This is a genomic window from Filimonas effusa (assembly GCF_004118675.1).
Lineage (GTDB): Bacteria > Bacteroidota > Bacteroidia > Chitinophagales > Chitinophagaceae > Filimonas > Filimonas effusa.
The window spans coordinates 285,992-306,148 of the sequence record NZ_SDHZ01000001.1; the positions used below are offsets into that span (position 1 = coordinate 285,992).

Annotated in this window: 16 protein-coding genes; 10 read left to right on the forward strand and 6 right to left on the reverse strand. The window is 47.7% G+C overall.

Annotation, left to right across the window (positions count from 1 at the left end):
* The first annotated feature begins 34 nt into the window (after nucleotides 1–34).
* The 5 genes from ESB13_RS01110 to miaA all read left to right on the forward strand — a co-directional run bounded on the left by ESB13_RS01110 (nucleotide 35) and on the right by miaA (nucleotide 8,628).
* Entirely contained in the window at nucleotides 35–2,971 is a 2,937-nt protein-coding gene (locus tag ESB13_RS01110) for a TonB-dependent receptor (RefSeq protein WP_129001205.1), read from the forward strand.
* Between the two features lie 146 nt (nucleotides 2,972–3,117).
* Complete coding sequence (locus ESB13_RS01115) at nucleotides 3,118–4,104, forward strand: pyruvate dehydrogenase complex E1 component subunit beta (RefSeq protein ID WP_129001206.1); 987 nt, start codon at nucleotides 3,118–3,120, stop codon at nucleotides 4,102–4,104.
* A 123-nt stretch (nucleotides 4,105–4,227) separates the two neighbouring features.
* Nucleotides 4,228–6,288, forward strand: coding sequence for a TonB-dependent receptor (locus ESB13_RS01120; protein ID WP_129001207.1), 2,061 nt, complete (start codon nucleotides 4,228–4,230; stop codon nucleotides 6,286–6,288).
* A 96-nt stretch (nucleotides 6,289–6,384) separates the two neighbouring features.
* Entirely contained in the window at nucleotides 6,385–7,545 is a 1,161-nt protein-coding gene (locus ESB13_RS01125; protein WP_129001208.1) for a sigma-54-dependent transcriptional regulator, read from the forward strand.
* Between the two features lie 168 nt (nucleotides 7,546–7,713).
* Nucleotides 7,714–8,628 carry a tRNA (adenosine(37)-N6)-dimethylallyltransferase MiaA gene (gene miaA / locus ESB13_RS01130; RefSeq protein WP_129001209.1) on the forward strand — a complete coding sequence of 305 codons (915 nt, stop codon included), beginning with the start codon at nucleotides 7,714–7,716 and terminating at the stop codon, nucleotides 8,626–8,628.
* 17 nt (nucleotides 8,629–8,645) lie between these two features.
* On the opposite strand, the gene ESB13_RS01135 is transcribed toward miaA, so the two are convergent.
* The 6 genes from ESB13_RS01135 to ESB13_RS01155 all read right to left on the reverse strand — a co-directional run bounded on the left by ESB13_RS01135 (nucleotide 8,646) and on the right by ESB13_RS01155 (nucleotide 13,591).
* Nucleotides 8,646–9,617, reverse strand: a complete 972-nt coding sequence (locus ESB13_RS01135; RefSeq protein WP_129001210.1) for a quinone oxidoreductase family protein — start codon at nucleotides 9,615–9,617, stop codon at nucleotides 8,646–8,648.
* Nucleotides 9,618–9,697: 80 nt separating this feature from the next.
* Nucleotides 9,698–10,273 carry a Crp/Fnr family transcriptional regulator gene (locus ESB13_RS01140; RefSeq protein WP_129001211.1) on the reverse strand — a complete coding sequence of 192 codons (576 nt, stop codon included), beginning with the start codon at nucleotides 10,271–10,273 and terminating at the stop codon, nucleotides 9,698–9,700.
* Nucleotides 10,274–10,296: 23 nt separating this feature from the next.
* A complete protein-coding gene (locus ESB13_RS23885; RefSeq protein WP_220399523.1) occupies nucleotides 10,297–10,626 on the reverse strand; it encodes an ankyrin repeat domain-containing protein in 330 nt (109 codons plus the stop codon).
* Nucleotides 10,593–11,051, reverse strand: a complete 459-nt coding sequence (locus ESB13_RS23890) for a DUF2314 domain-containing protein (protein WP_220399524.1) — start codon at nucleotides 11,049–11,051, stop codon at nucleotides 10,593–10,595. Before ESB13_RS23890 ends, ESB13_RS23885 begins: the two co-directional genes overlap by 34 nt.
* Before the next feature lie 147 nt (nucleotides 11,052–11,198).
* Nucleotides 11,199–12,776 (reverse strand): OmpP1/FadL family transporter, encoded by a 1,578-nt coding sequence (locus ESB13_RS01150; protein WP_129001212.1) that lies wholly within the window; start codon nucleotides 12,774–12,776, stop codon nucleotides 11,199–11,201.
* Between the two features lie 17 nt (nucleotides 12,777–12,793).
* Complete coding sequence (locus tag ESB13_RS01155) at nucleotides 12,794–13,591, reverse strand: hypothetical protein (RefSeq protein ID WP_129001213.1); 798 nt, start codon at nucleotides 13,589–13,591, stop codon at nucleotides 12,794–12,796.
* A gap of 252 nt (nucleotides 13,592–13,843) precedes the next feature.
* Between ESB13_RS01155 and proS the strand changes: the two genes are divergently transcribed.
* The 5 genes from proS to ESB13_RS01180 all read left to right on the forward strand — a co-directional run bounded on the left by proS (nucleotide 13,844) and on the right by ESB13_RS01180 (nucleotide 20,156).
* A complete protein-coding gene (proS, locus tag ESB13_RS01160; RefSeq protein WP_129001214.1) occupies nucleotides 13,844–15,325 on the forward strand; it encodes a proline--tRNA ligase in 1,482 nt (493 codons plus the stop codon).
* A 351-nt stretch (nucleotides 15,326–15,676) separates the two neighbouring features.
* The gene (truB, locus tag ESB13_RS01165; RefSeq protein ID WP_246022387.1) at nucleotides 15,677–16,378 is read left to right on the forward strand and encodes a tRNA pseudouridine(55) synthase TruB; all 702 of its coding nucleotides are present in this window, start codon (nucleotides 15,677–15,679) and stop codon (nucleotides 16,376–16,378) included.
* A gap of 80 nt (nucleotides 16,379–16,458) precedes the next feature.
* Nucleotides 16,459–16,857: a hypothetical protein gene (locus ESB13_RS01170; protein WP_129001215.1), complete on the forward strand. Its 399-nt coding sequence runs from the start codon at nucleotides 16,459–16,461 to the stop codon at nucleotides 16,855–16,857.
* A gap of 3 nt (nucleotides 16,858–16,860) precedes the next feature.
* Nucleotides 16,861–19,446 (forward strand): DUF4132 domain-containing protein, encoded by a 2,586-nt coding sequence (locus ESB13_RS01175; protein ID WP_129001216.1) that lies wholly within the window; start codon nucleotides 16,861–16,863, stop codon nucleotides 19,444–19,446.
* Nucleotides 19,443–20,156 carry a HesA/MoeB/ThiF family protein gene (locus ESB13_RS01180; RefSeq protein WP_129001217.1) on the forward strand — a complete coding sequence of 238 codons (714 nt, stop codon included), beginning with the start codon at nucleotides 19,443–19,445 and terminating at the stop codon, nucleotides 20,154–20,156. The genes ESB13_RS01175 and ESB13_RS01180 overlap by 4 nt, the downstream gene beginning before the upstream one ends.
* The last annotated feature ends 1 nt before the right edge of the window (nucleotide 20,157 follow it).

Consider the following 20,157-nt stretch of genomic DNA (forward strand, 5'->3'; position numbering starts at 1 on the left):
AATTTACTAAATTAAACGCCCAAGTTACTGCTATATGAGAATACATATACGTACTTTCTTCGTATCCCTATTCATGCTTGCTTATACCGCTGGCCCGCTTTTCGCCCAGCAACGTACCACCGTTTCAGGCACTGTGAATAACAGTAAGTCAGGTGAACCCATCCCAGCCGTATCCATTGCCGTGATCGGCGCCGAAGAAGTTTCTTACACCGATGCCAGGGGATTCTTCCGCTTCCAGGTATCCCATGTATTGCCAATGACATTGGTGTTCAGCTCCGTTGGATTTGCCTCAAAGGAAGTAATGGTGTCATCCATAACACAGCCGCTTTCCGTAAGCCTTGAACCGGGCTATGTACTCGGTGAAGAAATTGTAGTGGCGGCTACACGAACTTCCGAAAGGCTTCTTGAATCTCCCGTATCTGTCGAAAGGATCAGCACAGCCAACATCCTTAACGCACCGGCGCCATCTTATTACGATGGCCTCGCCAACCTGAAAGGTGTCGACGTTATCACCTCCAGCCTCATGTTTAAAAGCATCAGTACACGCGGCTTTAACGGCAGCGGTAACCTCCGCCTTAACCAACTGGTCGATGGTATGGATAACCAGGCCCCAGGCCTTAACTTCCCGGTAGGCAGCGTTATCGGCCTTACCGAACTCGACGTAGATAATATGGAACTCCTGCCCGGCGCCTCTTCAGCCCTCTACGGCCCCGGCGGTATGAGCGGCACGCTGCTCATCAATAGCAAGAACCCTTTCAAATACCAGGGCGTCAGCGCGCAGGTGAAAACAGGTATGATGCACCTGGGCAACCCCGCTAAAAAACCTACAGCCTATCACGATATCAGCTTCCGCTGGGCGCAGAAAGTGTCCGATAAACTGGCATTTAAAATAGGGGGACAGTATATCAGGGCCGACGATTGGCAGGCCAATGACAGAAGTAACCTGCAGCGTAATAATATCCTGAGCAATCCCAAACCAGGCGACAGGCAAACCGATAATAACTACGATGGCGTAAACGTCTTCGGCGATGAAGCCAGCACTACCATGCAGGCTTTTGCCCAGGCGGCAAAAGCTCAGGCGCAAACCAGGCCCACTGGCCCCGCCACCATTGCCACCATCGACGCCATGGTGGCTGCTGGCGCTACACCCCAGCAAATAGCGGCAACCTTTGCCAATAATGCCGAAATGAGCCAGTACGTCCCGTTTCTCATCCCTTTAAGTTCCGCACCCAATAATCCCTATGCAGGCACCTTCGGCTCTCAGAGCGTAAGCCGTACAGGATACGATGAAAAAGACCTGGTCGACTATAACGCCTATAACCTCAAACTCTCTGCCGCACTGCATTATAAATTGACGCCAGGTATTGAAGCCGCTCTCTCCGGCTATTGGGGAATGGGAACAACTGTTTACACTGGCGCCGACAGGTTTTCCTTGAAAAATCTTCAGATGGGACAGTATAAACTGGAACTGAAAGCCAACAACTGGTTCTTCAGAGCTTATACCACCCAGGAAAACTCCGGCGATTCCTATACCGCCAATACCGCAGCAGTGGCAGTAAACAACGCATGGAAAAACAACGCCACCTGGTTCCAGCAGTACACCGGCGTATATGGCGCAGGACGTTTGGGTATCCTGCCTACTGCTTTCGGTACTGCTTTGCCCGATGCCCAGGCGCATGCCGCTGCAAGAGGCACCGCAGAGCAAGGTCGCTACCTGCCCGGAACGCCTGAATTCAGAAAAGCATTCGATAGTGTGATCAATATTCCTATCAGTAAAAACGGAGCCCGTTTCTCCGATCGTTCTGCATTGTACCAGGCCGAAGCGCAATACAATCTTTCCGAACAGGTCAGGTTTATGGAAGTACTGGTAGGCGCCAGCTTCAAACAATATGCACTCAATTCCAAAGGCACCATCTTTGCCGATACCGCAGGTATCATTCATATCAAAGAATATGGCGCTTATTTGCAATTGCAGAAACAATTACTGAACGATGTCCTGAAACTGTCCGGCTCCGTGCGTTACGATAAGAACGAAAATTTTAAAGCCAGGTTTACCCCACGCTTTACTGCCCTGGTGAAAGTGGCACGCGATAATAATATCAGGCTTTCTTACCAAACGGCTTACCGTTTCCCTTCCACACAGGATCAATACATCAACCTCAATACACCCGCAGCCCGTTTAATTGGCGGATTACCACAGTTCAACACTTTCTTCCGCTTCAATACGAGTCCGGCATATACCATCGAAAGTATCATTGCCTACAGGGCATCTATCGCAGCAGGTGCCACAAACCCCGCTCTGCTGAAAGTAGGACAGTTTGAACCTGTTCGCCCCGAAAGCATGCAGTCTTTTGAATTGGGCTACCGCAGCGTGATCGGTAAAAAACTCATGATAGACGCTTACGGTTACTATAGCCGCTATAAAGACTTTATCGCACGTGTGGCAGTAGGAAGGGGGATGAGCGAAAGTACCACGCCACAGGTATACCTCCGCGAACTGGCTAACCCGCTTACTACTACCAATTATTCATTTGTCTACAACGTAAATCAACCGGTGAAATCTTACGGATGGGGACTGGGATTGGTATACAAAGCATATAAAGATTACATCGTTACCGGTAACGTTTACAGCGATAAACTCTCCAATGTGCCGGCAGGTGTGATCGCTTTCTATAATACACCGGAAATAAGATACAACCTTGGCCTGGGTAACGAAAACGCGTATAAGAACTTTGGCTTTAATGTCATCCTCAAATGGCAGGGTAAGATCAATTGGCAAGGAACGTTCGGCACAGGAGAAATTCCCTCCTATACCACGCTCGATGCGCAGGTGAGCTATAAAATACCATCTGTAAAATCCATGATCAAGATCGGTGGAACCAATATTACCAATAGTTATTATCGCAGCGCATTCGGAAATCCGTATGTCGGCGGCTTATATTACGTAAGCCTTGGATATAACGTTTTCTAACATAACGATGTTGGTAAGTTTAAACCCCGGTGCCATACACCGGGGTTTTCTTTTGTATTTGGCACAGACTATTGGCTTTTGTAAGGGAGAAACTTATATTTTTGCGGTGCTTTTTTAAGGCTTTTAAACAATCGATCTAATTTACTATGCGACAAATTGCTTTTCGTGAGGCTTTGCGTGAAGCCATGAATGAGGAAATGAGAAGGGACGAACGCGTATTCCTGATGGGTGAAGAAGTGGCTGAATACAATGGTGCTTATAAAGTAAGCCAGGGCATGCTGGCCGAATTTGGACCCAAACGTATCATCGATACCCCGATTGCCGAACTGGGCTTCGCCGCCATTGGCGTGGGTGCCGCTCAAAATGGCTTGCGTCCGATAGTAGAATTCATGACCTTTAACTTCGCAGTACTGGCCCTCGACCAGATCCTCAATACAGCTTCTAAAATGCTGGCAATGAGTGGTGGTCAGTTAAGCTGCCCCATCGTTTTCCGCGGACCTAACGGTAGCGCCGGCCAGTTGGGTGCACAGCACTCTACCGCCTTCGAAAGCTACTATGCCAATATCCCAGGCCTCAAAGTGGTATCTCCTTCTAACGGTTACGACGCAAAAGGCTTGATGAAACAGGCGATCCGCTACGAAGAAGATCCCGTTATCTTCATGGAAAGTGAAGTGATGTACGGCGACAAAAGCGAAGTGCCTGAAGAAGAATATTATATCGAATTAGGTAAAGCCGATATCAAAAGAGCAGGTAAAGACGTTACCATCGTTTCCTACAATAAAATGATGAAAGTGGCCCTCGCTGCTGCTGCTGAACTTGAAAAAGAAGGTATCAGCGCCGAAGTGATCGACCTGCGTACCATCCGCCCACTCGACTGGTACACCATCCTCGAAAGCGTGAAGAAAACAAACCGCCTTGTAATCGTTGAAGAACAATGGCCGTTTGCTTCTGTAAGCTCTGAGATCACTTACCGTATCCAGAAAGAAGCCTTCGACTATCTTGATGCGCCTATCCGTCGTATCACTTGCGCCGACGCTCCCATGCACTATGCGCCAAACCTCGTGGCAGCTTACCTGCCCGACGTTCCACGTACAGTGAAACTGGTGAAAGAAGTGATGTACACTAAGAAATAGAAAGTAGCTGACAGGTCGTGGGAAGAGCACAAAAAGCTATTGACGAACCGGCCTTTCAAATAAAATAAAAATCAAGCCGGAGAACTGTTCTCCGGCTTGATTTTTTCTACCATCTATTCACTTATGATCAAGCAATCAGCTGCCCTTTTTACCCTCATCATTTGTGCATTTACGCTACATGCACAATCTCCGTCGCTTGGCAACGCCAGAGATACGCTTGATGCAGCCGGTGATCCCGATTCTGTCACTGTTACTGCTTTTAACCTGCAAACCCGCTGGCTCTCTACACCAGCCGCCATCGCCATTATATCACAGCAAAACCTCCGCAACTTTGGATACCAGTCGCTGGTACCCGTATTGAATACTGTTTCAGGCGTTCGTATGGAAGAACGCTCTCCAGGCAGTTACCGCCTTTCTGTAAGAGGTAGTCTGCTGCGCTCCCCCTTCGGTATCAGGAATGTCAAGATCTATTTCGATGGTATTCCTTTGACGGATGCCGGTGGTAATAGTTATTTTAACCTGCTCGACTATAATCTCCTGCAATCTGCCGAGATCATAAAAGGCCCCGCCGCCAGCATTTATGGAGCTAATACGGGTGGCTCTCTCTTGTTGCACAGTCCCGCCGCTGCCGCACCGGTACCCGGCCATAAAGCACAGCTGGCGCTGTCAGGAGGCGCATATGGGATGTTCCGCCAGCAGGCCGCCTATAGCTATGACGATTCATCCGCCAGCTTCCAGCTGCGCCAGTTACACCAGCAGAGCGATGGCTTCCGCCAACAGTCCGCAATGCGTAAAGATGCCGCCCAGCTTTCGGGGAAAATACGCCTCAATAAAAGACAACAACTCTCAGCGCTCGCATTTTATACCGATCTCTACTATCAAACTCCCGGTGGCATCACCGCGGCTCAAATGAACCAGGACCCTAAACTGGCACGGCAGCCTACTGCTTCCTTGCCGGGGGCAGTGGATCAGCACACCGCTATTTTTAATAAAACTGCTTTCGGCGGACTTAACCTGGTCTCCGATCTCAGTGATAACTGGCAGAACAGCACCGTTGTAACTGTGAATCATACTGGTTTTCAAAACCCATTCATCACCAATTATGAACAACGGGATGAATGGAACTACGGCGGACGCACTTCTTTTCGCTTCCACCAACAGCAACGCCTTGTCCAGTGGAATGCCGTTGCAGGAGTAGAATGGATGCATAACCGCTCTTCTGTTGACAACTATGGCAACAGGGCAGGAGTGAAAGATACCATGCAGTTTAAAGATCGTCTCCGGGCTACACAGGCTTTTGCTTTTCTGCAAACCGATCTCCGTATCAGCCGCTGGTTATTCCAGGCGGGGCTGAGCCACAACCTTATGAAATACCGCTACCAGCGCATTTCCGACGGCGATCCGCAACAGCAAAAGGAACTTGACGCCGTATTGGCGCCCAGGATAAGCATCTTATACCAGCTGGCTCCCACCGTGGCGGCTTATCTTGTTGCCGCCAAAGGCTTCTCGCCACCCTCACTGGCCGAGATCAGACCCTCCGACGGCAATTACTACGGCAACCTGCAGGCGGAGCAGGGCTGGAACTATGAAGCAGGCATTAAAGGGCATCTCTGGCAAAACAGGCTGCGCTTCGATATTGGCATTTACGATTTCCGCCTTAAAGACGCCATCGTCCGTCGTACCAATACCGCAGGAGCCGAATTCTTCGTTAACGCCGGCGGCACCGTTCAAAAAGGACTGGAATGTTATATCCAGGCACAGTTGACGCCCTTTCTGTCCGCATTTCACAGCTTTAGCTACCAGCCTTACCGCTTCTCAGGTTACAAGGTCGATGATACCGACTTTTCCGGTAATGCTGTCACAGGTGTGCCCCGCTCCGTAAATGTCTCCGGCCTCGACTGTGTATTGCCACAAGGATGGAAACTGTCGGTATTATTGAATAATACTTCTTCCATTACGCTCAACGATGCTGCCACAGTAAAAGCAAAAGCCTATCATTTACTCCAGGCCCGGGTAGCATGGTCCTGCCGTCTGGGTAAACTGCGCGCTGAAGTTTTTGCCGCCGCCGATAACCTCCTCAACGAAAAATATAGCCTCGGAAATGACCTGAATGCAATGGGAAACAGATTCTTTAACCCGGCACCGCTCCGGAATGCCTCCGGCGGTATCATGCTCGACCTCTAACCCCCTTAAAATAGGGCCAAGGCTCTGGCACTCAGTCACTAATGTATTCTAATCAAATTTTCGTCTATTTTAGCACCTCAAATGAACAAACAGAACATGTCAAGTATCCTGATTATAGATGATGAAAAGGCCATCCGGAAAACCCTTAACGAAATCCTTTCCTTTGAAGGCTTTAAGGTTACCGAAGCCTCCGATGGGGAAGAAGGGTTGAAACTATTCAGCGCCCAGACCTTCGACGTGGTATTGTGCGATATCAAAATGCCTAAAATGGATGGCCTCGAATTCCTGGCGAAAGCCACCGAAGCCAACCCCGATGTACCTGTTATCATGATCAGTGGTCACGGTACCATCGAAACGGCCGTAGATGCCGTTAAAAAAGGCGCTTACGACTATATTTCCAAACCGCCGGATCTGAATAGAATGCTGATCACTATCCGTAATGCTACAGATAAGAATTCGCTGAGTAAGGAAACCCGCGTGCTCAAACGTAAAGTGGGTAAAGTGCAGGAAATGATCGGCGACAGCGACGGCATCGCCCGCATCAAAGATACCATCGAAAAAGTGGCTGCTACCGATGCCCGCGTACTGGTTACCGGCGAAAATGGCGTAGGTAAAGAACTGGTGGCCCGCTGGATCCACGAAAAAAGCAACCGCGCCTCCGGCCAACTGGTAGAAGTCAACTGCGCAGCGATCCCCTCAGAGCTTATTGAAAGCGAACTGTTCGGCCACGAAAAAGGCTCCTTCACTTCCGCTATCAAACAAAGGATCGGCAAGTTCGAACAGGCCAGCGGCGGCACGCTCTTCCTCGATGAAGTAGGCGACATGAGCCTCAGCGCACAAGCCAAAGTGTTACGAGCCCTCCAGGAAGGCAAGATCACCCGCGTAGGTGGCGACAAGGAAATTAGCGTCGACGTCCGCGTGGTGGCCGCTACCAACAAAGATCTGCTCAAAGAAGTAGAAGCTAAAAACTTCCGCCTCGACTTATACCACCGTCTCGGTGTAATCCTCATCCACGTCCCTTCCTTAAACGACAGGCGCGAAGACATTCCCTTACTGGTGAATAAATTCCTGGGCGATATCGCCGCAGAATACGGTCAGGCAAAAAAGGCTATCGATAAAAAAGCCATGGATGCCCTCCAGAAACATAACTGGTCCGGCAACATCCGCGAACTGCGCAACGTGGTAGAACGACTCATCATCTTATCAGGCAAAACCATCACCCTGGAAGATGTAAGCAACTACGTACTACCAAGATAGTAGCTGCGGCAATACGTAGTTAGCCCGGTTATCACTGCATGGTCATACATAATAAACTTACGCTTCTATAGACCGGAGCGCTAAGAGCAACATATGAACGGCGGCGCTGTTATAGGGGTACAAACCCGTGATAGCGCTGCTGTTAACACAGCATAATATCGCAATTTATTGACTCCTTACATCATCATAATAGCAGGACCTACAGCGGTAGGAAAAACGGCGCTGGCAATAGAAATCGCTAAACGCCTTGATACGGCTATTATCTCTGCCGACTCCCGTCAGTGTTTTGGGGAACTGGGCATTGGCGTAGCCAAGCCTTCCGCCACGGAATTGCAGCAGGTGCAGCATTATTTCATCGACTCGCATAGCGTTCACGATAACGTTAATGCCGTGGTCTTTGAACAGTACGCCCTGAAGGCAACAAACGATATCTTCAGCAAGCACAATAACTGCGCAGTAATGGTGGGGGGAACAGGCCTCTACATTAAAGCCTTTTGCGAAGGTCTTGATAACATCCCCGACGTTCCCGAAGATATTCGCCAAAAGGTAACGACAGCCTTTGAAGAAAAAGGACTGCAATGGTTGCAACAGGAAATACAGGAAAAAGATCCGGCCTTCTGGGCTGTTGCCGAACAACAAAACCCGCAGCGTCTTATGCGCGCCCTGGAAGTATGGTATGCTACTGGGCAGTCTATCGAAGCGTTTCGCATAGCCCATAAAACCCAACGCCCGTTTAAGATCATCAAAATAGGCCTCGAGCTCGATCGTCCGTTATTATACGATCGTATCAACGCCCGTGTAGATATCATGATGCAGGAAGGTTTGCTCGAAGAAGCGCGTGCTCTTCAGCCTTTGCAGCACCTTAATGCACTGCAAACCGTTGGCTACCGTGAATTCTTTAACTTTTTTAATGGAGAATACACCCTTGAGCAAGCCATTGATATGTTGAAACAAAACACCCGCCACTATGCCAAACGCCAGCTCACCTGGTTTAAACGCGATCCCGCCATACAATGGTTTCAGCCCGCCCAGGTAAATGAAATCATGCAGTACATCTCCGCTCAAACAGGCGGCTGGCGCTAATAATCACTGGATGATAGTTATATCGTTACCACCAGTCTTTGTCCGCTCGCTATTTCTGTATCCCATGCCTGCTCTATATTTTCAAGCGTTATACAGGTAGTATTTACCTGTAACCTTTTCGCTGCCGCCAGCTCAAACATTTCGGGAATGATATGTGTTAGTAGTTGATTCACTTCTTCTTTTGTCCAGCTTCCCAGGCCTGATCCGGATAGTTGCAGGTTAACACTCCTGAGTATTTGCGACGATAGTTCAATGGTTTCGCCGGTCATTGAGCCAATGGAAACAAACCGGGTTTTATGGGTAAAGTGGCCTGTGCCTTTCAGTGCTTCTAGGATGAGCACTGCTGTGTTTCCCCATAAATAATCCAATACGATATCTATAGGAGAATGCTGGTGAATCTCTTTTAACCGGGCAGAAAAAGCTTCGTCATCGCCTATGACAATGTATTCATCCGCGCCTATGGCGGTTAACATTTCCAATGACTGTTTATTTCTGCCTGTAACGATCACCCGGCCTGCTCCATAATATTTAGCGATTTGAACCGCTATGCTGCCGGTAAATCCCGTTGCTCCATTGATAAGAATGATTGCGCCCGCCTCCATTTGGGCACTAAACCTAAGCGCCATAGCCGATCCTGCAACAGCGTTGGGTAAGGCCGCGGCTGTGATATTGTCAATGTCAGCAGGTAAGGGGATGGTCCTGCTTTTATTAACTACTGCTTTTTCGGCTAACATACCCGTTATGCCTAAAGCATAAACCCGGCTCCCGTCTGGTAGCAAACCTACGCCATCGCCACCCGGTATTGTTGCCTGCGCAGGCCGGCCCTGGGTAGAGTAATGTTGGCCGCTTGCCCGCGATTTGTCCAGGTTTTTAATGGCGGCTGCTTTTACCGATAGGGTAATTTCATCCTGCCCGGTGGCAACCGGAGTGGGATAATCTGTTATATATTTAGGTCTTTCCCCTCTCTGAAAAACGACAGCTGCTTTCATGTGTACATGCTTTGAATGATAATGATTGATACCATGCAAAGGTATCGATGGCCCATGCCTGCCGGCAATAACATTTGTTATTAAATGCCTTTTGCCAGTTTGCTTTTAATGCGGCTTAAATGAACAGTCGTAATACCAAGGTAAGAAGCGATATAATGTTGAGGTATGCGCCGGACGATCTCGGGACGCTCTTGTATCAGGGCTAGATAGCGCTGCTGCGGCGTGTCTTTGATGGTGGAAATAAATAACTTCATATAGTCATAGGTCCTGTCGAATATTGCATCGATAAACCTGTCCCGTAATGCCGGTATCTCTTTTATCTCTTCAACTAACCTGTTCAAATCCTTTTTCGATGCCCGCCAGATAACACTGGGTTCAATCGTTTCAATACTTACAGGACTGGGAATGTTTTTCCTGAAGCTCTCGATAGAGCCAACCATATTGTTTTCAAAGAAGAATTGCGTAGTAATGTCCTTGCCGTTATGATTGAACCAGACACGAATACAGCCTGATTCAATTAAAAACATGCGCTTGGATATTTCTCCTTCTGTTAGCAGTATTGTTTTAGCTGGAACTTTAATAAGTTGAAAGCAGCTTACGAAGTCTGCCCATTTATCGTCGTCAATGGGATATCTGTTTCGGAACTGTTCAAACATTTTTCTTGACTAAAGTTTAGTTACTAAGCCTCCAATAACGGAATGATATGCGTCCAATTCAATTGGCGCGCATAATCCAACGCCGTTTTCCCATTATGTGTTTTCAGGCCCTTATCTGCTCCTTTTTCCAGTAATATTTCGATAGAAGTCCTGTTGCCTGCTATCGTTTCCCGGTGCAGTAAAGTAAATCCTTCATTATCAGCCTGTGATATCTCGGCAGGATATTGCTGCAGAAACTCACGAAAGCGCTCCCGCATATTGATGCTCATAGGATGTTCTGTCAGGTTTTCAGGATGTTCCGTTTGCTGGTAAACAACTTCTATATTGTTATAGTCGCCAAAGTCAAGCCCCATGCTTCGTCATGTGCTTCCCTTTCTTCAGAACGCATCTCGGAGCGCATCTGGTGAATGGTGAAGCCGCCATAGGTTTTACCACGGCTCGAAAGAAGCCAGTCGCTTACCTGCGACAAAGGCACCTGTACTGCATCGCCGTTATCAATATTGGTAAGTGTTTCAGGATCGTTGATAAGAATGCCGCCAATCTGCTCTCCATCGAAATACACATCGTTGATCCACATATGTTCAACAACGGGTTCATCGCTATCTTCCATTTGCTGCGCAAAAGCAACTTTCACACAGGCCAGGTCTAATGCAGGAACGATCCTGCGCGCCTCCCAGCTTAATTCACGCCACATATATTTGAATGTCTCACGCGCTTTTTCTGAAGCATCGATGATGCCCTGGTCATCTGATTTGGTGTAATACATATTGTCTGACATAGTATTGAATTGTAGGACCTGTAAACTGCAATCATCGCACCAGTTTTAACTCGTGGAAGGCATGTCTCCACGCTACTCAATAAAAAACGCCTGTATTGCTACAGGCGCCAAGCAGGTATGTTTAGATTGTCTGGTTAATTCCGCTCATCAGATTTTAAATCCTACCGTTAGTATCAGGTTTCCTCTGTTATTATTCACCTTAGCAAACGTATTGGGCTTATCGTTAAGCCTGTAAGGGAAGTTAACATCTTTATTGAAAGTATGTGCGTACGTCAAATCTATGAAAATTCCATGATTTCTGTAGCCAATACCACCACTAGCCATAATACGGTGTGCTTTTAATTCCTTGTCTTTGTAGGGGCTGCCATAATAAGCGCCTCCCAAACGGAACATCCAGGGATCAAACTTTAATTCACCACCTAAACGGAAATTGAATGCTCCTTTCAGGTAGTCTTTGATAGCATCATTCGCCATGCGGTAATATTCCTTTGCACCGCTATATTCAGCGTCATCTTCCGAAGCAAAGAAACGGGAACCACGGTGATTGATGAACTCGATATCAGCAGTAACAAAAGCCCGCTGACGCTGCGTATTTTCTACTTCACGGAATACATAACTACCACTTGCAATAACACGGTAAGGAGTTACCTGGCCATAATTACGGGTAACCTTACGGCCGTTGTTCAGCCCTTCAGTGGTAGCTGTTGCAACAGGATTGCCGGGAAATAAATTCTCGGTATTGGTAGTAATAGATGCGCTCAACTCATCTTTTATCGACATCACCGAAGGGGTATGAAAAGCCATACCGATCCTGATAAACTCTTTAGGTTTGTAAATGAAACCCAGCTTGGCATTTAAACCTACTCCACTGGAATTAAAACGCTCCTGGTATTCAAAATAACCAAAGTCGTTATTGTTATTTCCTGTTGCATCTGTCTCACGGTAAGTGATCTCGCGATGATACTTTTGAATAGGAACATTCAAACTGCCGCCAAAATATAACCGGTCCTCTATACCACCGCCTAAACCCAGCGATACCTCATGCATACCACCCCAGGTGTTAGCCGTATAATCCTGGAAAACACCCACATTGGTTATCGGGTTTACATATACCGCAGATTGATATCCATCAAAATTACCGTTCCCATCAAACTTATGATTGATCAGGTAGGTAGCATAGGCCAATGAAGCGCCGTTGACATAGTTGTTATAGGCTGCTATAGTATCGGCATTATCGTATTTTAATTCTTCAAGGTACTGCTCGCTGAAAGAGGTCATGTTGTTATATCCACTGTAGGAAACCCGGTTGTTATAACTCGCTAACTGGCTAACCGATAAAGCAAATGCCGAACTGCTCCAGTTGCTCCTGCGCGTTTTACCGGAACCCAAAACAATGCCGATAGGCCCATAGGCAAAAGCCGATTTGGAAGGCCCCTTCATACTGCTGTCCCTGAAATCTCCTTTGTTGCTGTTGAATATAAAACCCGGGCTTAAAACTATCTCCCGCGTTTTATAGAAACCCAGACCAGCCGGGTTTACATGCGTAGCGGTAATATCGCCGCCCAGTGATCCCATAGCCCCGCCAACAGCCATATTACGTGCACTGCCTCCCGGAACAAACCATCCCGCACGAAGTGCATCATCAGGTGTTTGTGCCTTTAAACATGGCATGGCGGCAATCGCTCCTATTAGTAAAAGACAGGACCTGGTAGATTTTCTCTTCATCTTGTGTTTTTTAGGTACTAATTCCTGGAAGGCCGCGCTCCGCTGCTGCCGTTGGAACTGTTATAACCACCGCTCCGTCCGCCCGCACTGCTGCTCGGAGCAGGACTGCCGGGACTAAATGTACGCGAAGGATTGCTCTGCTGCCAGTTGCCGGAAGAATTACCGCTGTTGTTGCTATTGTTGCTGCCGGAAAATGCTTTGCGCACCAATCCGCCGAAATTATTGGAGTTGTTATAGTTCGAAGAAGAGCCCTTCGCTGCCGGACGATATAACTGGTTGCTGTTATTGTAGTTCCGGTTGCCATAAGCCGATAGGTTACTACCCTGGCTCAGCGTTCTGTGTGTTTCAGGATTCTTGTAGTAAATAACAGTATAGTAAGGATTATACCAGCTGTTCCAGTTCGAACCGTAGAAACCATACCAGCCCGCATAAGGATTGTAATAATAAGGATTACCATACCCAAACGCACCATAGTAATTATTTACCCAGTGGTTGTTGTAAAACCCGCCATTGTAGAAACCAGGATTGTAGAAACTGCCCGCACCATAACCGTAATCATTGAAAAAATAACGGCTGTCATTCCAGTAAGCATAATCATCCAGCCCCGACCAGCGGTAATGATCTCTTACCTTCATACGCAGGTAACGGTCATCCGAACTCGCCGCATAATCATCATACTCTCCGGCAGCGCCTATCCCGCCTTTGGTAGGAGAATAGTACACATCATCAGGCGTTTGCGACGACTTATAAGCCCCCGTACACCCCCCAAGCACTACCACTGCAACTGCCCACAAGTATAAAAATTTCTTTTTCATAGTTCCTGCGTTTAGAACGGTTTACAATCTAAGTTCCTACATTTGCCCCATTCTGTAATTTACCTAAGTTTTGTAGCAAATTTCCGGCCTTTTTTGTTAAAAGTAGACTAAATGCGCGGAGCGGCAGATAGAACTCGGTAACTCGCAGACAAAATAACGCAAAAACAAAAAATCAACACTCAAAAAAGAAAAACCGGATGATCCCTTTCCTATAGGTCCCCGCTTTTACTTTTGATAAGATTTGATCACACTATGAGTAAAGAAATTACTTCAAGAGCAGAAGACTACTCTAAATGGTATAACGACCTCGTCGTTAAAAGCGGCCTGGCCGATCATAGCGCCGTTCGCGGTTGTATGGTCATTAAACCCTATGGCTATACCCTTTGGGAAAATATGCGCGACGTGCTCGACAAAATGTTCAAGGAAACAGGACACGTAAACGCCTATTTCCCGCTTTTCGTACCCAAAAGCCTCTTCGAAGCCGAAGAAAAAAACGCCGAAGGCTTCGCCAAAGAATGCGCAGTAGTAACCCACTATCGCCTTAAAACCGATCCCAATAACCCCGGCAAACTTATCGTCGACCCCGAAGCAAAACTCGAGGAAGAACTGGTAGTGCGCCCCACAAGTGAAGCCATCATCTGGAACACCTATAAAGGCTGGATCCAAAGCTACCGCGATCTCCCCATCCTCGTAAACCAGTGGGCGAACGTGGTACGCTGGGAAATGCGTACACGCCTCTTCCTCCGCACTGCCGAATTCCTCTGGCAGGAAGGCCATACCGCACACGCTACAAAAGAAGAAGCGATCACAGAAACAACGCAGATGCTCGACGTATACGCCAACTTCGTTGAAAACTGGATGGCACTCCCCGTGGTCAAAGGCGTAAAAACACCCAACGAACGTTTCGCAGGTGCCGAAGACACCTATTGCATCGAAGCCCTCATGCAAGATGGTAAAGCCCTCCAGGCAGGTACTTCCCACTTCCTCGGCCAAAACTTCGCTAAAGCATTCGACGTGAAGTTCAGCGACAGGGAAAATAAACTCGACTACGTTTGGGCTACCAGCTGGGGCGTAAGCACACGCCTTATCGGCGCCCTCATCATGGCCCACAGCGACGACGAAGGCCTGGTTTTACCGCCACGCATCGCTCCAATACAGGTCGTGATCGTGCCTATCTACAAAGGAGAAGAACAAAAAGCACAGATCGATGCCAAAGTAAAAGGCGAGATCGTCCCCGCCCTTAAAGCATTGGGTATCTCCGTTAAATACGACGACAGCGAAAACGCCCGCCCCGGATGGAAATTCGCTGAATATGAAATGAAAGGCGTTCCCGTTCGTATCGCCCTCGGCGCCCGCGACCTCGAAAACAATGTCGCCGAAGTGGCCCGCCGCGATACCAAAGAAAAGAAAGCCTATAGCCTCGACGGCCTCGCTCAACAGATCTCCAACCTGCTGAACGATATCCAGTCGAACATCTATAACAGGGCATTACAATTCAGGAACGAACATATTACCCCCGCAGATACCTGGGAGGAATTCATGGACATACTCGAAAATAAAACCGGCTTCGTGGCAGCACATTGGGATGGCACCGGCGAAACAGAAGATAAGATCAAGGAACTCTCCAAAGCTACTATTCGCTGTATCCCGCTGGATAACAAAGCCGAAGAAGGCGTTTGTATCCTTACAGGTAAACCATCCGCTCAACGCGTATTATTCGCAAGGGCTTATTAGTAAAGTATTGATTATTAATATTTTATGTTCTAATGGTGCCTGAATGACTTAAATCCGCAGGTCTGCCTCATCTAAAACAGGGCGCTCCTGCGGATTTTGTACGCTTTACAGAGCCGCTCTAAAGCCACCTTAAAGCCGTCTCGAAGCCGCTCTAACGCAATGCCGGAATCACCCCGGTAATAAATACCGCTTCCATTAACGGAAGGCCTTTCCCGGATCCGGTAAATGTCGCGGCCCGGCCGGTGAAAAAGCGCACAATAGTATTTTCAGAAAAGGAGACAAGCAGAGCGTTGAAATAAAAACGCACAAAACAAAAAGAAACGCACAAGAACAAGAGAAGTACGAAAAGCAATGAAACAGAAACCTGTACACGAAGCTATGATACCTTACCTCGAAGGACAGGTATTACTCATCAACAAACCGCTTTACTGGACTTCTTTCGACGCAGTTCGCAAGATCCGTAACCTCACAGGTGTAATGAAAGTAGGTCATGCCGGTACCCTCGACCCATTGGCTACAGGGCTTCTCATCATTTGCACAGGTAAATTCACCAAAAAGATCAACGAATACATGGGCATGGAGAAGGAATACACCGGCACCTTTACACTTGGTGCAACCACGCCAACCTACGATCTCGAAAGTGAACCCGAAAACCCGAAGGATATCAGCCACCTCACAGGCGAACAAATCCACACCGCAACAGCGCAGTTCACCGGGCCCATTATGCAGGTCCCCCCGGCGCACTCCGCCATTAAAAAAGACGGTAAGCCCGTCTACCTCGCCGCCCGTAAAGGCGAAGACGTAGCACTGGAACCACGTCCCGTCACCATCTATGCTTTCGAAATAACAGCCATAACCCTCCCTGTAGTGCATTTCCGGGTGGTATGTAGCACCGGAACCTATATCCGCAGCCTCGCACACGACTACGGCAAAGCCCTGGGCGTAGGCGCTTATATGAGCAGCCTCTGCCGTACCCGCATCGGAAGCTTCCCCCTAACCGAAGCAAAGGAAATGGAATCCTTTATCAGCGAATTGCAGGAACTGAAAAAATAAGGCAGGCATCCCGCTGCCAATGGCTCCTCGGAAGCTGTGCAGTAATTCGTTATCTTTCCGCTACCTAAATACTACAACCCATGCCCACAATTACATTGTCTGTCAAAGACGAAAACTTCGCTGGCAAGGTGTTGCAGGAAGTATTGATTGGGTTCCATTCAGAAACCGTAACGATCAGGGATATAATAGAAGCCAGGGTGTTACAGGAAGTGGAAGCCTACAATCAAAAGCAGCCGCAATACTTTAATGGTTTGGTGCAGCCTGCCGACGCAGAAAAAACTGTCAACGGCTATCAATTGCGCAATAAGGTCGTAATTGATCCGGAGAAACAGGTCTACGTAGCATTGGATGCCTTCCAGAAGAATGGCTTCTTTGTGCTGGTCGATACATTGCAATGCAGCTCGCTGAACGATAAGGTCAGGCTGCATGCCGATACGCGCATTAGCTTTATCAAACTAACACCACTGGTGGGAGGATAATGTATGAACTTCCTGAAAAAAATAAAAAATGTCTTCTCCGATACAACTACGGATGAAAAAGAATTTAAACAGGCTGTTCATGATACCTGGAAGGAGTATAGAACCAAAAGAGAGTATTTCTGGGGATGCAATCTTAACGATACAACTACATGGCCGCAGATCGTAAAAACATGGCCCGATAACAAAAAGGTGGCCTTTGCTTTATGGCTTGTTACTGCTATCAGCCATTTTATGTCGGGCAGAAGAACCGGCTCAAACGCCGATGAGGCATCGCAAAAAAATGCTGTGCAACAGGCCTACCTGCAGGCCCTGATGCGTAATAAACTACTGCTTGAAGAAGACGATGTTGTCCGCCTGTTCAATGCCTTTAGCCAGTATAAAGCCAACGACTGGTCATATCTTACTACCTGGCCTGTTGCTTCCTTGCTTAACCAGGTCGTAAAACAATGGAAAGACAAGCCGTTCAGCCCCGTACTTGAGGATGCGCTTCGGCAATTGAAGGAATTACTCGACAAATACATGTCTCCCTATGATCAGAAAGAGCACATTAAGATGGTCGGGAAAATAGACGGTATGCTTTTTAAAAATACGAATGCCTCATCTGCTGTTAAGCCCGTTAAATTCATGGGAAATGACCCGCTTGCAGAATTTGCAAACTTGTCTTTGGAACGTATGCCCGGTAATGAAAAACTTGTCTGGTACCAGATCCTCGCGCTTGCTCAAAAAGTATCTGGCGCTAAACCCTCTCAAAAATACCTGAATGAAATAAAGACGCTTATCAAGGCGTTGGGCGCCGATAAGTTTAAGAAAACAACGCACGACTGGTTTCACTTTCTCATAGAGCTGAAAGAACGTGAAGAAACTCATTCTTATACGTACAGCAGCGGCTATGAATACAATTACAGCTCCTATGATTACATCACTTCTGTAAATGCCGACCTCATAAAAGGATTGGTTTGGGCATGTGCTCATTTTCATGACGGCGCTTCTATCCAAACTATTTCCGCATTGGCAGAAAGGGCTTTCAAAAAAATACCCGGAAAAGGACCAACAGCTGCCGCTATAGGTAATGCTTGCCTGTTTACCTTGTTTGCATCAAAGGGATTGGATGGTATAGGCCAGCTTTCCCGTCTCAGGCTGCGTATCAAACAGGGAAGTACGCAGGCTTTGATCGACAAATACCTCGCGTCCGCAGCAGGCGAAAAAGGGGTGTCCGTTAGTGAGATCGAAGATATGGCAGTCGATGATGCCGGTATGCAACACGGAAATAAAACCATCTCCTTCGACGATTATACCGCAGTAGTGAATATTACAGGTATAGGCAAAACAGAACTTAATTGGATAAAGCCTGATGGCGCTCCGCAAAAATCGGTTCCTGCGCATATAAAGGATAAACATGCTGCCAGACTGAAAAAGTTAAAGGATAATATTAAACTGGCAGAGCAAACGCTTGTCACGCAGCGCGACAGAATAGACAGGATGTTGCGCGAAGACAGGCGAATGAGTAAGGAGCACTTTCATACTTATTATCTGCAGCATGGTATTATGTCCTTCATTGCAGAACGCCTGATCTGGAACTTTCACGCCGCTGATAATACCATCCGGCAGGCCATTTGCCTGAACGATCAATGGATGAACCAGCATAAGGAACCGCTTGATATTACAACCGCAACAGAAGTGTCGCTGTGGCACCCTGTACAGGCTTCTGTAGAAACTATAAAAAGCTGGAGGGAGTTCCTGGTTGCCCATCAGCTGCAGCAACCGTTAAAGCAGGCCTTCCGGGAAATATATCTGTTAACGGAAGCCGAATTTACAACCAAGACTTACAGCAATAGAATGGCTGCTCACCTGTTACGGCAGCATCAGTTCAATTCACTGGCTAAAAGCAGGAACTGGCGCTATACGCTCATGGGAGCTTTCGATAACGGCATGGATAATGGTATCGCCAGCCTGTCTCTGCCTGCTTATAATTTACGTGCAGAATACTGGATTAACGAAGTAAATGCGGTAGATGCTACCAATGATACGGGCATCTGGAATTATATAAGCACCGATCAGGTGAGATTCCTCGATACACTGTCCGGCAACCTCGTCGATCTTGTCGAAATCCCCGCCCAGGTGTTTTCAGAGGTGATGCGTGATGTCGACTTGTTTGTGGGTGTCGCAAGTGTCGGTAATGATCCCACCTGGCAGGATTCAGGCGGCCTTCCCGCTTATCGCGATTACTGGACCGCTTACTCTTTCGGTGAACTGTCCGAAGTAGCTAAGAACAGGAAGGATATCCTGGCAAACCTTGTCCCTCGTTTAAAGATCGGTCCTGTTGCCACAATTCGTGATAAGTTCCTTGTAGTAAAGGGGAAACTGCGCACCTATAAAATTCATATTGGCAGCACAAATATTTTGATGGAGCCTAACGATCAGTATCTCTGTATAGTTCCCGATAGAAGCCAGCAGAATCCTGCTGAAAAAATATTTCTGCCGTTCGAAGGGGATAATGGATTATCTGTTATTCTTTCTAAGGCATTTTTATTGGCCGAAGACGATGTTATTACAGACCCCACCATCACTTCTCAAATAAAACTAAAGTGATCGGTAACAGGTATATTCAGCAGATGATCGTTCCCGAATGGGGCCAGGAAGGTCAGCGGAAGCTCGCCGCTGCTTCTGTCCTTATTGTCGGCGCCGGCGGCTTGGGAACGCCTGTGGCTGTTCAGTTGGCCGCAGCAGGCACAGGTAATATCTCTATCGCCGATCATGACACCATAAGCCTTTCCAATCTTTCCCGCCAATGGCTATATACACACGACACGATAGGAAAGCAAAAGGCCGGTGTCCTGGCTTCCCGCATTGGCGAACAAAACCTGCAGTCCATAGTTACCCCGTTGAACGAACGCATAAATGCTGATAATATTGAAAGCTTAGTCAGTAAACATGACCTTGTATGCGATTGTACCGACGATGCAGCAACAAGAATACTGATCGATCAAACCTGCAGGACGCAAGCCAAACCATTGGTATATGCTGCCGTTAAAGGATGGGAAGCCTATGTGACAGTGCTGCATCATCAGAAAAAAATAACGCTGGATGATCTGTTTGCAGGGGAAAGCCTCTTGGATAACGCCAGCCTTAATTGCAATGTCGCAGGTATCGTTAATACCACCTGTGGTATTGCAGGCAGCATACAGGCGGCAGAAGCATTTAAGATCATCATAGGTGTCCCCAGTGAACTGGACGGCGCTGTGTTATGTATCGATAGTCTCTCCGGTATATTCCGGACCTTTCGGTTGAATCACTGGTGAA

Bases quoted from the DNA above. Each gene is read 5' to 3' on its own strand.
- ESB13_RS01110 (WP_129001205.1), top strand. From the start codon at position 35: ATGAGAATACATATACGTACTTTCTTCGTATCCCTATTCATGCTTGCT.
- ESB13_RS01115 (WP_129001206.1), top strand. From the start codon at position 3,118: ATGCGACAAATTGCTTTTCGTGAGGCTTTGCGTGAAGCCATGAATGAG.
- ESB13_RS01120 (WP_129001207.1), top strand. From the start codon at position 4,228: ATGATCAAGCAATCAGCTGCCCTTTTTACCCTCATCATTTGTGCATTT.
- ESB13_RS01125 (WP_129001208.1), top strand. From the start codon at position 6,385: ATGTCAAGTATCCTGATTATAGATGATGAAAAGGCCATCCGGAAAACC.
- ESB13_RS01135 (WP_129001210.1), bottom strand. From the start codon at position 9,617: ATGAAAGCAGCTGTCGTTTTTCAGAGAGGGGAAAGACCTAAATATATA.
- ESB13_RS01140 (WP_129001211.1), bottom strand. From the start codon at position 10,273: ATGTTTGAACAGTTCCGAAACAGATATCCCATTGACGACGATAAATGG.
- ESB13_RS23885 (WP_220399523.1), bottom strand. From the start codon at position 10,626: ATGGGGCTTGACTTTGGCGACTATAACAATATAGAAGTTGTTTACCAG.
- ESB13_RS23890 (WP_220399524.1), bottom strand. From the start codon at position 11,051: ATGTCAGACAATATGTATTACACCAAATCAGATGACCAGGGCATCATC.
- ESB13_RS01150 (WP_129001212.1), bottom strand. From the start codon at position 12,776: ATGAAGAGAAAATCTACCAGGTCCTGTCTTTTACTAATAGGAGCGATT.
- ESB13_RS01155 (WP_129001213.1), bottom strand. From the start codon at position 13,591: ATGAAAAAGAAATTTTTATACTTGTGGGCAGTTGCAGTGGTAGTGCTT.
- proS (WP_129001214.1), top strand. From the start codon at position 13,844: ATGAGTAAAGAAATTACTTCAAGAGCAGAAGACTACTCTAAATGGTAT.
- truB (WP_246022387.1), top strand. From the start codon at position 15,677: ATGAAACAGAAACCTGTACACGAAGCTATGATACCTTACCTCGAAGGA.
- ESB13_RS01170 (WP_129001215.1), top strand. From the start codon at position 16,459: ATGCCCACAATTACATTGTCTGTCAAAGACGAAAACTTCGCTGGCAAG.
- ESB13_RS01175 (WP_129001216.1), top strand. From the start codon at position 16,861: ATGAACTTCCTGAAAAAAATAAAAAATGTCTTCTCCGATACAACTACG.